Annotated in this window: 8 protein-coding genes; 6 read left to right on the top strand and 2 right to left on the bottom strand. The window is 59.4% G+C overall.

The annotated features are described in order from the left end of the window. Window positions 1-11: 11 nt before the first annotated feature. Complete coding sequence (locus I6J19_RS06095; protein WP_038629101.1) at window positions 12-2,066, bottom strand: M3 family metallopeptidase; 2,055 nt, start codon at window positions 2,064-2,066, stop codon at window positions 12-14. A gap of 100 nt (window positions 2,067-2,166) precedes the next feature. Between I6J19_RS06095 and I6J19_RS06090 the strand changes: the two genes are divergently transcribed. The 6 genes from I6J19_RS06090 (at window position 2,167) to I6J19_RS06065 (ending at window position 10,815) form a co-directional block, all read left to right on the top strand. After that, entirely contained in the window at window positions 2,167-3,441 is a 1,275-nt protein-coding gene (locus tag I6J19_RS06090) for a carboxylesterase family protein (RefSeq protein WP_038626053.1), read from the top strand. 224 nt (window positions 3,442-3,665) lie between these two features. Beyond that, the gene (locus tag I6J19_RS06085; protein WP_038626055.1) at window positions 3,666-4,154 is read left to right on the top strand and encodes a PH domain-containing protein; all 489 of its coding nucleotides are present in this window, start codon (window positions 3,666-3,668) and stop codon (window positions 4,152-4,154) included. Continuing rightward, a complete protein-coding gene (locus I6J19_RS06080; protein WP_070431914.1) occupies window positions 4,155-5,534 on the top strand; it encodes a PH domain-containing protein in 1,380 nt (459 codons plus the stop codon). It abuts the gene before it with no gap. Between the two features lie 107 nt (window positions 5,535-5,641). After that, entirely contained in the window at window positions 5,642-7,453 is a 1,812-nt protein-coding gene (gene treS / locus I6J19_RS06075; RefSeq protein WP_038626060.1) for a maltose alpha-D-glucosyltransferase, read from the top strand. A gap of 32 nt (window positions 7,454-7,485) precedes the next feature. Continuing rightward, window positions 7,486-8,838 (top strand): maltokinase N-terminal cap-like domain-containing protein, encoded by a 1,353-nt coding sequence (locus tag I6J19_RS06070; protein ID WP_038626062.1) that lies wholly within the window; start codon window positions 7,486-7,488, stop codon window positions 8,836-8,838. 60 nt (window positions 8,839-8,898) lie between these two features. Continuing rightward, window positions 8,899-10,815 carry an ABC transporter ATP-binding protein gene (locus tag I6J19_RS06065; protein WP_038626064.1) on the top strand — a complete coding sequence of 639 codons (1,917 nt, stop codon included), beginning with the start codon at window positions 8,899-8,901 and terminating at the stop codon, window positions 10,813-10,815. 57 nt (window positions 10,816-10,872) lie between these two features. Here I6J19_RS06065 and I6J19_RS06060 read toward each other — a convergent pair whose 3' ends face one another. Beyond that, the gene (locus tag I6J19_RS06060) at window positions 10,873-11,832 is read right to left on the bottom strand and encodes a diacylglycerol kinase (RefSeq protein WP_187402477.1); all 960 of its coding nucleotides are present in this window, start codon (window positions 11,830-11,832) and stop codon (window positions 10,873-10,875) included. Between the last annotated feature and the right edge of the window lie 135 nt (window positions 11,833-11,967).

The following is an 11,967-nucleotide window of genomic DNA, read 5'->3' as shown; positions in this document are numbered from 1 at the left end:
AAAGCGTGAAGCTAGGCATCAGTGCCCGACAGCCCGCGGCGTTCGAGGAGCGGCTGGATGTCCTTGTCGCGACCTCGGAAGGCACGGTAGGCGGCCATAAAATCGATGGCACCACCACGGGAGAGAATCTCCTCGCGGAAGTGGCTGCCGCCGCCGATTGTGGCGCCGCCGTTGTCGGTGAACCAACCGAAACCGTCCGCGTCGAGAACCTCCGCCCACAGGTAGGAGTAATAGCCTGCCGAGTAACCGCCGGCGAAGATGTGGTTGAAGTAGCGGGAGCGGTAACGCGGAGCCAGGTGGGGAACGTCGAGGCCGAGTTCGGCGAGTGCTTCCGCTTCGAAAGCGTCAACATCAGTGACATGAGCTGCCTCCTCCTCAGTGAGGCTGTGCCAGGCGAGATCGATGGCGCACGCCGCGAGGTATTCAACCGTGGCGAATCCCTCACCAGCGGTGCGGGCCTTCTTCACCGACTCGACTAGCTCGGCCGGAATCGGCTCACCGGTACGAACGTGGACGGCGTAATTGGCCAGAATGGACGGCTCAAGCGCCCAGTTCTCGTTGATCTGAGAGGGGAATTCCACGAAGTCGCGCGGGACGTTAGTGCCCGAGAAGGTCGGGTACGTGACGTCGGAAAGCAGACCGTGGAGGGCATGCCCGAACTCGTGGAAAGCAGTGGTGACCTCGTCGAGTGTCAGCAGCACCGGGGTTCCCGGCTCGGTTTCGGCGATGTTCATCACGTTGACCACGACTGGCAGGCGCCCCAACAGACGGGACTGATCCCTAAACGAGCTCATCCACGCACCACCGCGCTTGGTCGGACGCGAGAAGTAGTCTGTGATAATCAGGCCGATGGTCTCGCCTCCGCCCTGGCGTACCTCCCACACGGTCGTGCCCGGCGCGTATCCCTGCAGTTCCTCGCGCTTGACTACCTCGATGCCGTAGAGCTTGCGGGCAGCGTAGAACACGCCGTCTTCGATGACACGGTGCAGCTCGAAGTAGTTCTTGAGTTCATCCGTGTCGACTGCGAATTCTTCCGCTTTACGACGGCGCTCCCAGTACGGCCAGTCAGCGCCAGTTACCGTCTCATCGCCAGCCAGATCAGCGACCCGCTTGTACTCACCTTCAGCATTGGCAATGGCAGCTGGCGCCAGGTCTGCAATGAGCTTCCGAGCAGCCTCTGCGGTGGTTGCCGTCTCCTTGGCAATGACGTAATCCGCATGCGTGTCGTAGCCGAGCAGCTTGGCACGGCGGGCACGCAAGCGCGCCATTTCCAGCACAATGTCGGAGTTGTCGAACTTGCCGGAGGCAGCACCCGAGCGCCCCAGCGAGGCTTCGTAGAGCTTGGCGCGAGTAGCCGGATTATCGAGGTCAGCCAGCTGTGCAGGAGTTGATGGTAGGTCCAGTGGAATCAGCCACGGCGCATCGGTGTCTGCCTTTTTCGCGTAGGCGGCGAAGGACGCAATGGCATCGTCGGAAAGCCCGGCGAGTTCTTCGCGGTCGTAGATTTCCACGGCGCGCGCAACGGTGTCCTTCAGCAGGTTTTCGCCGAAGGCGGTGGAAAGCTCAGAGAGGCGGGAATTGATGCGGCTAAGCTCGGTTTTGTCCTCGTCGCTGAGGTCCGCACCGGCGCGCTGGAAGTCCTCGCGGACCTTCTTCAGCAGCAGCTTCGCTTCTTCCGGGTTGGCGGCATCGTCAACGCTGTCAATGGCATTGATGCGCTGCCACAGGTCACTGCGCATGCGAATCTGATCCAGGTGTGCTGTGAGCTGCGGGGCAATCTCGGCTTCAATTTCCATGCGGACATCGGTGGCGTCCGTGCCGGCAACGTTGAAGAAATAAGCAGCGACGCGGTCCAGATCTTGGCCCGCCTTCTCCATTGCCTCGATGGTGTTAACAAAGGTCGGTGCCTCCGACGACGTGGCGATGGCGTCAATCTCGCGTGTATGGCTACGCATTGCTTCGCTAAACGCCTCGCGGACGTGGCTGTCATCGATTGCCGCAAAATCTGGCAATTCGCAGAACAATTCCGACGGTGTCAACAGTGGATTTCGTGCATCATTAGTCATAGTGAATTCAACTGTAGCGTGCTCGAAAACGCGAGCGCGACTACCACAGGCTCCCCGCCCTTCTGGCAGGACCAACAGTGACGAGGAGGCGTTTTCCGCCATGACAGAGACGACTATTTCCGCTCCCTGCGGGCAACTGACTGGCCGGATTCACGATGGCACAATACAAGTTTTCAATATCGATTACGCAGATGCTGCTCCGTTTGCCGCGTCGGCACCAGTGGCCGACGGCCCACAGTCAGGCACTCGGCGCTGTGAGCCCGAGCGCGAGTTAGTTCTCACCGTCACCGCACCGACTGGGCCCGCGGACGCTTCCTACCCCGTATTGCTGTGGATTCACGGTGGTAGCTACGAGTTTGGGCACCCCTCCGAGCCCTGGACGGACGCGACGGCTTTTGCACAGGCCGGCATCATCACCGTTTCGCTCGGATACCGCAAGGGACTGGAGGGATTCTGGCGCGACAGTCAAACAGAGACCTACCGGGCCATTGATGATCTGTATCTGGGGCTGCAGTGGGCCCGTCGGAACGCGCCTGCCTTCGGCGGCGATATCGACAACATCACTATCTCGGGGCAATCGGCGGGTGCGGCGCTGGCGCTCACCCTCGCGGCCGACGAACGCACGCGCGGTCAGATTCAGCGCACCATCGCCATGTCGCCGGCCTTCTCGCTGCTGTCCGGTTCGCGCCTCCGCCGCACGTTGGCGGGCATCGGTGTGGGACGTGCGCCGTCCACCGAGGTCTTTTCGCGAGCCGACGAACGCAGGGTCGCTCGGGCCCAGAAATTGGTTTCGGCATCCTCGCCTTCGGATCCGGCAATTGGGCCTCGCTTTGACAGCTTTGCTCCCACACTGCCCACGATGGTGACCGCCACCAGCGAAGAGTTCTTCTCAGAACCTCCGGTTGTGGCGATGGACAAGTTGCCCATGCGGGAGTGGATGGCTCGGCGCTATGCCAAGGGGCATCGCGGCCACGGCGAATTTCCGACCGGCGCCTATGCCGAGCGTCCGATGGGAAATGTCATTTCTGACTCCGCGATTCGTTCTTACGCTGTTAAAGTCGCCGAACGGTCCGTGGCCGCTGAGCTGGATGTGTGGGCGGCACAGTTCGAACCGGGAGAAGGGTTGGGCTACGCACCTGCTGGCCGCACCAGTGGTGCTCCGCACTGCATCGATATTGCACGCTTCTTCGGTATGAAAGAGCCTAACCATCCATTCCACCAAGTGGCGGTCGAATTCATCCGCGAGGGCACTTCGCACATGCCCCGCTACAACGACGACCGCAAGATAACCACCTTTGCTGGCGCTGACGCACAGGCAGTTGAGGGCATCGCCATCGATGCGTGGGCGGCTCCGCGCCAGCTCTTTGGCGCATAAAACGGGATTAGGCGCATGAGGCGGCTGAGGCTTGCCATTGGCCGCACCGATTAGCGCTGCTATTTAGCTCGGCAAAGTCTGCATGTACTGATAAATCTCTACGCAGACCAAAATGGTAATCAGCGTGATGAGTACTGCTATGAGTTTCCTGCGATCCATAACCACCGTTCTTACCGATACACCAGGCGAGAGGCAAGCTTTCCCTCTGTGTTTAACTGTCAACTATGGAGCCGCTTAATCTATTAATCCCCGAGAATTCTGCGCTGCAGCCGGTCGACCCCGCGCTGGCTAATGTGAAGCGAATCGCGCACGCCGCTCCCCTGCTAGTTATCACGATCGCAGCTGTCGTCGCCGCTGTGATGTGGTCTCCGTGGATGTGGTTAGGTGTCCTCGCCTGCGTGCTCTACTTCGCATATATCTACTGGCTCATCGGCCGCCGAGTTCGTGCCCACCGGTACCTCGAAGGGGACAACGACTTCATCGTTGCTTCCGGACGCTGGTGGCGCTCGATCACTGTCATTCCCTACGGACGGATTCAGTTCATCGACATCGATGAAGGACCCCTCCTTCGACTATTCGGGCTGGCAACACTGAAGCTCAACACAGCATCGGCGAGCTCGGATGCTGCCGTCCACGGTTTGCCACGCGAAGAAGCTCTCGCCCTGCGCACCCGTCTATCTCAGCGTGCTCATGACCGGATGGCGGGTCTCTAAATGAAGCATAGAGTTCATCCACTATCCCCGCTGCTCAAAAGCTTCGCCACAATCGCTGCGGTGATTGCATTCGCAGTTGCGAATCAGTGGCAATTGGCCGTTGCTGTCGTGACTCAGCTCTACGACTGGGCATGGCTCGGCCTGCTTATCGGTACCGGTGCGGTCGCCATAATTATCGGCCTGATTGCTCTGTTCTCGTGGTTGTCCTGGAGGTATACGTTCTACGAACTTACCGACGATGAGGTTCGCTACGGCTCCGGATGGCTACTGCGTTCTCGACGCGCGGCAAGGCTCGACCGCGTGCAGGCGGTCGATATCAACCAACCATTGTTGGCGCGCATTTTCGGGCTCGCGGAAATTGTCATTGAAACAGCTGGCGGCTCCGATTCACACTTCGCAATCAAATACCTCACTCCCCCGCAGTGCGAACGGTTCCGCGCCGACGTGTTGGGTGAGGTAGAAAAGCTGGACACCGAACTGGCGCATTCGCTTTACGACGGCGACAGCCCCGCCGCTGCTCAAGCCTCCAACGCCCACATGTCCTCCCGCATGTCCGACACGAAGACCATCTTTGGCCCTGTCGATGTCGGACGGTTGGTCGCATCCGTGGCCATTGGCCCCGGTCTTTTCGTAGGCATAGCCCTTGTCCTCCTCGCCGTTGTCTCTGCGCTGTTCACCGACTTCATCGTGGAAATCCTCAGCGGAGTAACCATCACTACTCTGATTGTGATTGGCAGTTTCGCGCTCGGCCTTTTCGGAGTACTAAATCAGTCGTGGGATTTCACGCTGAAGGTGTCGTCGGAAAGCAGACGTCTGGCAATTACCGCCGGACTGTTGTCGACACGCGCTCAAACCATTCCCATTGATCGCATTCATGGCTTTAAAGTGGCGCAACCGCTCTGGTGGCGCCCGTGGAAATGGTCCCGTGCGGATGTCTCGGTGGCGGGCTATGGCCTGGACAGCACACAGTCGAACAACGCACTGGTGCCCGTGGCGCCGGCGGCGGAGACCGATACGATTGTCGATGATTTGATGACTGAGATTGCGGGACCGGCCTCTGGCGATGACCTGTTGTGCTCCTGGCAGACTCCACGCACGGCATGGTGGCTCAGCCCAATTGACTGGAAATTTCAAAAGGTGCAGGCCACGCGGCGGGGGCTGTTGGTGACCAAGGGTCGGTTCTGGCACACGCGGTTCATAGTCCCCTGGCAGCGTATTCAGGGGCATACGCTAACCATTTCTCCGCTGAAGAAAGCAGCGGGCGTGGCGAACGTGCGAATCGACATGGTGCCAGGAACTGTCACACCGGTGGCAACGGAGTTGGCGCTGGCTGATGCGTATCAACTCGCCGCGCTGATTCAGGAACACAAGGCTGTTTAAAAGGTGTTTCATGAGGTCTCCTAGGACAGCCGACTCGCGCGGTTTTGTGGGATCTCGCAGGAAAACTCCCTCTGCAGGCTAGCGGCATAGTCATTACGCTGGGATGCATGACTATCGCCAAGAAAGATTACGAGTGGTACCGCAGCGCGGTGTTCTATGAGGTGCTCGTCCGAGCCTTCTTTGACTCCGACAACAACGGCTCCGGCGACCTCAAAGGGCTGACGGAAAAGCTCGATTATCTGCAGTGGCTGGGCGTTGACTGCCTCTGGTTGCCGCCTTTCTACGACTCCCCGCTGCGCGACGGCGGTTACGATATCCGCGACTTCCGCGCCGTTCTCGACGAGTTTGGCACGGTCGAGGATTTCAAGGTGCTTCTCGACGAGGCCCATGCGCGCGGTATCCGCGTTATTACTGACCTGGTGATGAACCACACTTCCGATAGCCATGAGTGGTTCCAGCAGTCACGCACCGACCCAGACGGCCCCTACGGCGACTTTTATGTCTGGACCGATGACCCGGACACCTACTCGGGCGCACGCATTATTTTCGTGGATACCGAGGATTCCAACTGGACCTACGACCCGGTGCGTGGCCAGTACTACTGGCACCGGTTCTTCTCCCACCAGCCAGATCTGAATTACGACAATCCGGCGGTGCAGGAAGCAATGCTCGATGTGCTGCGCTTCTGGTCGGATCTCGGCATTGACGGCTTCCGCCTCGACGCTGTTCCTTATCTCTTCGAGCGCGAAGGTACTAACTGCGAGAATCTGCCCGAGACCCACGCTTTTCTGAAGCGCTGCCGCAAGGTCATGGATGAGGAATACCCGGGTCGCGTCCTGCTGGCGGAGGCCAACCAGTGGCCCTCCGATGTGGTGGAATACTTCGGCGACCCGGAGGTCGGTGGCGACGAATGCCACATGGCTTTCCACTTCCCGCTCATGCCACGCATTTTCATGGCGGTGCGCAAGCAGTCCCGCTTTCCCATCTCGGAGATCCTGGAGTCCACGCCAGAGATTCCCTCTTCGGCTCAGTGGGGTATTTTCCTGCGCAACCACGATGAGCTGACGTTGGAAATGGTCACCGATGCCGAGCGCGACTACATGTACGCCGAGTATGCGCACGATCCACGGATGAAGGCCAACATCGGCATTCGCCGTCGGCTAGCGCCATTGCTGCAAAATGACCGCACCCAACTCGAGCTTTTCAACGCCCTGTTGTTGTCCCTACCGGGTTCGCCGGTGCTCTACTACGGGGACGAAATTGGTATGGGCGACAACATATGGCTCGGCGACCGCGATGGCGTGCGCACCCCCATGCAGTGGTCGCCCGACCGCAATGCCGGGTTCTCCAAGGCTGACCCGGGTCGGCTCTACCTGCCCACTATTCAGGATGCGACCTACGGCTACCAGGCGGTCAATGTCGAAAACCAGGCGAGCTACTCCAACTCCCTGTTGAATTGGGTGCGTCGACTAATTCAGGTCCGCAAACGCTATGAGGCTTTTGGACTCGGTGATTTCCGCGAGTTAAACAGCGACACGGCCTCTGTTCTGACTTATTTGCGCACATTCGGCGACGAAGTACTGCTGTGCGTCAACAACCTGTCCTCCTATCCCGCGGCCGTCTCACTAGATCTGTCCGAGTTCGCCGGTGCCACACCGGTAGAGCTCACGGGTTCGGTACCCTTCCCCACAATTGGCTCCGATTCCTACCAAATCACGCTTCCTGGCCACGGTTTCTACTGGTTCGAAATCCAGCTTCCGCCGGAGACAAACGCCGAATCGAGCGTCTCAATGTCCGCGCTGACAATCCCGGTTGCACAGGCGATATCGGACGCGCCGGTGACGTCATCACGCGAGCACTCTGGCACCGCCACCGATGCCAATGCCGATGCCGTCACAAACGCCGATAATAGAGAGTGATCTTTTAAGTCCCGAAAGGCGAATGAACTGAAATGACTATTCCCACCGCCGATTTCATTGCCGAAGAGCTGGCAGACACACTGGTCAGGATGCGCTTTTTCGCTGACAAGGTCTCAGACATCGACCACGTCGAGATCCTCGCGCTTGACCCCGTACTGCGCGACAATCCCAACAGTCCCGATGTCGATATCGCATTGGTGAGAGTGCACACCGCCCATTCCGCACCGACCTATCAGCTGCCCATCGCTTGGGCGCAGGACGTCCCCGAGGGCCACGAGCAGTCCCTACTGGTTCGCGCCGAGGGCATCGTCGGCTACGACGCTCTGATCGATTCGGATGCCATCACGGCACTCGGCCAGAAGCTTTCCGACGAAGGCAAGCTCGGCCGCATGGAACTGCGGCGTGTGCCGGGCTCTGAGCAGCCCCGACCGGAATCCGGCCGCCCTATGGGAGTCGAACAGTCGAATACCTCGGTCATTTTCGACGACCGCGTGATGTGCAAGTTCTTCCGTCGCCTCTACCCCGGCACTAATGCCGATGTGGAGCTGCTGGCCGCACTGGCCCAGGCGGATTGCAAGTTCGTCCCTGAGCTCTACTCCTGGGTAGAGACCACTATTGGCGAGGACACCTACACCACCGCCATGCTGCAGGAATTCGCACCGAACTCGGTCGATGGCTGGGAGCTGGCTCTTGGCGCAGTCCGCGACGCCATCCGCGACAGTCAGACCCCGCTGGAAGATTTGGGCACCGACTTTACCTCCGAAGCCCGTGCGCTCGGCGAAGCAGTGGCCTCGGTGCACAGCAGCCTCGCCGCCGCTGTCGCGGTAAAGGAACGCCTGACCGGTGCGGAGTTGGTGGCTCCCCTGCGTGCTCGCCTGGACTTCGTCGCTGGTGTGGTGCCACAAATTGCGGAGGTCAAGGATAAAGCGCAGGCTATCTTCAATCGCGCAGAGGCTGCGGTACCGGAAGGTGGTGCCGTCGTCCAGCGAATCCACGGTGATCTGCACTTGGGGCAGGTATTGCGCACTCCAAGCTCATGGCGCTTGATTGACTTCGAAGGCGAGCCGTCGCGCCCGTGGGAGGAGCGCCGTCTGCCGGACCACCGCCTGCGCGATATCGCCGGCATGATTCGATCCTTCGATTATGCCGCTCACTATCCGCTGCTGACAGGACGTGAGGACACCGAGGCAGCGACCGAGCGTGTTGAGCAGTGGGCTCGCCGCAATATCGATGCCTTCCTGGAAGGCTATGGCGACAGCAGCGACCCGGTGCTGTTGGAAGCGTTTGTGCTGGATAAGGCCATCTATGAGTGCCTGTACGAAGCCCAGAACCGCCCCAACTGGCTGCCACTGCCGCTTGGTGCTGTGCGCTCGCTGTTAGGATAGGGCTTTTGTCGCAGTAATTTCATAGCGGGGAGTCATCATCCCGCAAGATAGAGGTCTTTCGTGCGTCTGCTCAGCAGAATTCTATCCACTACGCGAGTGCTCTGGCCTTTCTATATCGGGGTCATCATCTGTTCGCTGGCCACCGCCGCCGCGTCGTTGATTAGCCCTTTCCTCATCCGCGATGCCACCGATGCCATCGTCGGCGCGGTGTCCAGCGATGAAGGCTTGAGCCAAGCGGCGATGTCCAACACCACTCGCACCGTGATTTGGCTGGTCATCGGACTGCTGATTGCCGATCTGACGCAAACCATCGTGCATAACATCGGTGGTTACCTGGGTGATGTGATGACCGCGCGCATGCGCGAGATTCTGTCGACCCGTTACTATGCAAAACTGCTGTCTCTGCCGCAGCGCTATTTCGACAGCCAGGTCACGGGCACAATTATCGCCCGCTTGGAACGCTCGATTACCAATATCACGCAATTTCTCCAGGCGTTTTCCAACAACTTCTTCCCGATGTTGTTGACCGTCGGTGCAGTGCTGGCCATCACTGCTTGGTACTACTGGCCGCTGGCGGTGCTGCTGATTATCGTTTTCCCGGTCTACACCCTGCTCACCGCATTGACGTCGAGACGCTGGCAAAAGGTTGAAGCCAAGAAAAACGAACAAATCGATATCGCCGGTGGCCGTTTTGCCGAGGTCATCGGCCAGGTCAAGGTTGTTCGATCCTTCACCGCGGAGCTGCGCGAGATTGCTTTCTTTGGTTCCCGTTTCCGCCGCACCATCTCCCTGACCCACGAGCAGTCAACGTGGTGGCACCGCATGGATGCCCTGCGCGGCGGCATTTTGAACGTCATCTTCGCAGGTATCTACCTGCTGCTTTTCCTTCGCACCTTGTCGGGTGAGTTCTCCATCGGCACCATGGTCATGCTCATTCAGCTGATTAATATGGCGCGCCAACCGGTGACCATGATGAGTTTCTTGGTCGACGCTGCCCAGCGCGCAGTCGCCGGTTCCCGAGACTACTTCAAGGTTATGGAACTCACCCCAGAGGCCCGCACGCAGCCGGAGCTGCTCAGTGCAGCGACCGCGAATAACGGCAACGTCGATCCCACCGCTGAAGGTTCCACCTCAGCCAACGTCGCCAGCGACAGTGTCTACCGCTCCTCCCTGGAACGCGCAGCCGAGCAGGAGGCTATAGACGCTCCCGTCGTCGACTTCGATGCAGTGGACTTCGCCTACGAAGAGGACAAGCCGGTGCTCTCCAACGTCAGCTTCCAGGCGTACTCAGGTCAAAAAATCGCCTTGGTCGGCGAATCGGGTGGCGGCAAGTCCACCATCGTCAACCTGCTGCTCGGCTTTTATGCCCCGACCGCAGGCCACTTGCGCGTTCTGGGGTCGGATGTCTCCGAGGTTTCCGGTTCCACTCTGCGCGCCGACTCTGCCGTCGTGTTCCAGGACTCCTCGCTGTTCTCCGGCACGATTCGGGAGAACATCGCCTACGGCAAACCCAACGCTACCGATGAGGAAGTCATCGCTGCGGCCAAAAAGGCCAATGCCGACGACTTCATTCGCAGCTTCGCCGACGGCTACGACACCACTATTGGTGAGCGAGGGTTGAAGCTCTCGGGTGGCCAGAAGCAGCGCATCGCTATTGCGCGCGCAATTTTGAAGGATGCTCCCCTGCTCATCCTGGACGAGGCCACTTCAGCGCTGGACACCAAGGCAGAACGCGAAGTTCAGCGTGGCTTGGACAAGCTGATGGAGGGGCGCACCACGGTTATCATCGCCCACCGCCTGTCCACGATTTCCGATGTGGACACCATCGTTACGCTGCGTGACGGTCACGTCGACGAGGTGGGCGCACCCGCCGAATTGGCACAGACTGACGGCATCTACGCCGAGCTGCTGCGCCTGACGGCCTCGGCTTCTGCGGCGGATCGTCTGCGCCTGAAGAGCTACGGAATCAAGGGGTAACGCGACGTCGTCAAGCATGCGGAAAAAGCTTGACGACGAGAACCCCCTTGCGCTCTTTTACGGACGGGGAACGATGTAGCGGCCAGCGCCTGGAACGACTTCCACCGTAACTGGCATCGGGAACATGAGGTCACCGTCAGCGTAGGCATTCATCTGGCGTGGCGGGCCAATATATTCCACGTAAGCCTTCTTAGCGCGATAGGTACTGACCTCACCGATTTTTTCAACGGTGCCGTCAAATACGGACTTGAAAGCAAGGGCGGCCTTGATCCGTCCGGCCTTGCCAATGACGGTGATGTCCATCAGGCCATCGGAGTGGTCTGCAGACGGGCAAATCTTCATACCACCGCCGTAAGAACGGGTGTTGCCGAAAGCGGCCAGCGTGATGGGATCTTCGAGAACCCGATGGTCGTCAAGCGTGATGCGAAATGGCAGGGAGTGGAAAGCCAAGAATTCGCGGACGATGGCCAGGTTGTAGCGGTTGCGGCCGTGTGGCCAGGTCATCTGATTGACGCGGTCGGAGACAATGGAGTCGAAGCTGGCACACATGATAGTGCCGAACCAGCGCCGGTCCCCTGTTGCGCTCGTAATGCGGCCGAGGTCAGTGGTTGTCCAGAAACCGTCGGCGATAACATGAGCAGCATCGCGAGCATTGCCACGCGGCAGATTGTATTCACGGCCGTGGTCGTTTCCGGTGCCAGCGGGGATAATACCGAGGGGGATGCCGGTCTGTGCCTGTTCCTGCATCGCGAGGTTAATCATGCCGTCGCCACCGCAAACTGCCAAGGCATCGATTCGGCCGTCGGCGATGACCTCACGAATGAGCTTGCGGGCATCGTCGGGGTTAGCACCTTGTAGAGCGATGACGTCGATACCGCGATCCGCGAACACTCGACTTGCCCGAGCTGAGGCAATCTGCGAGGCGCCATGACCGGCGTGGGGGTTAGTGACCAGAGCGAGGGTACGAATCTTAGTTGTTCCCAGCGGGTAACTGAGATCTTTGTCGTTAGCGTTCATCGAAGAATTACCTACTTTTACGTGGGCTTTTGACCGGCCGAAACTGGCCTTTATGCGGTTTTGCTACCGCACCTAACTAAAGCCTACCAAGAATGATTGACATTTTTCGAGAAAACGTAACGCAATACCGCTATA

The organism is Corynebacterium amycolatum (assembly GCF_016889425.1).
In the GTDB taxonomy this organism is placed as follows: Bacteria; Actinomycetota; Actinomycetes; order Mycobacteriales; family Mycobacteriaceae; genus Corynebacterium; species Corynebacterium amycolatum.
The sequence above is the reverse complement of the archived record's forward strand: the minus strand, read 5'-3'. Positions and strand labels throughout refer to the sequence as shown.

Bases quoted from the DNA above. Each gene is read 5' to 3' on its own strand.
- I6J19_RS06070 (WP_038626062.1), top strand. From the start codon at position 7,486: ATGACTATTCCCACCGCCGATTTCATTGCCGAAGAGCTGGCAGACACA.
- I6J19_RS06060 (WP_187402477.1), bottom strand. From the start codon at position 11,832: ATGAACGCTAACGACAAAGATCTCAGTTACCCGCTGGGAACAACTAAG.
- I6J19_RS06085 (WP_038626055.1), top strand. From the start codon at position 3,666: ATGGAGCCGCTTAATCTATTAATCCCCGAGAATTCTGCGCTGCAGCCG.
- I6J19_RS06080 (WP_070431914.1), top strand. From the start codon at position 4,155: ATGAAGCATAGAGTTCATCCACTATCCCCGCTGCTCAAAAGCTTCGCC.
- treS (WP_038626060.1), top strand. From the start codon at position 5,642: ATGACTATCGCCAAGAAAGATTACGAGTGGTACCGCAGCGCGGTGTTC.
- I6J19_RS06095 (WP_038629101.1), bottom strand. From the start codon at position 2,066: ATGACTAATGATGCACGAAATCCACTGTTGACACCGTCGGAATTGTTC.
- I6J19_RS06090 (WP_038626053.1), top strand. From the start codon at position 2,167: ATGACAGAGACGACTATTTCCGCTCCCTGCGGGCAACTGACTGGCCGG.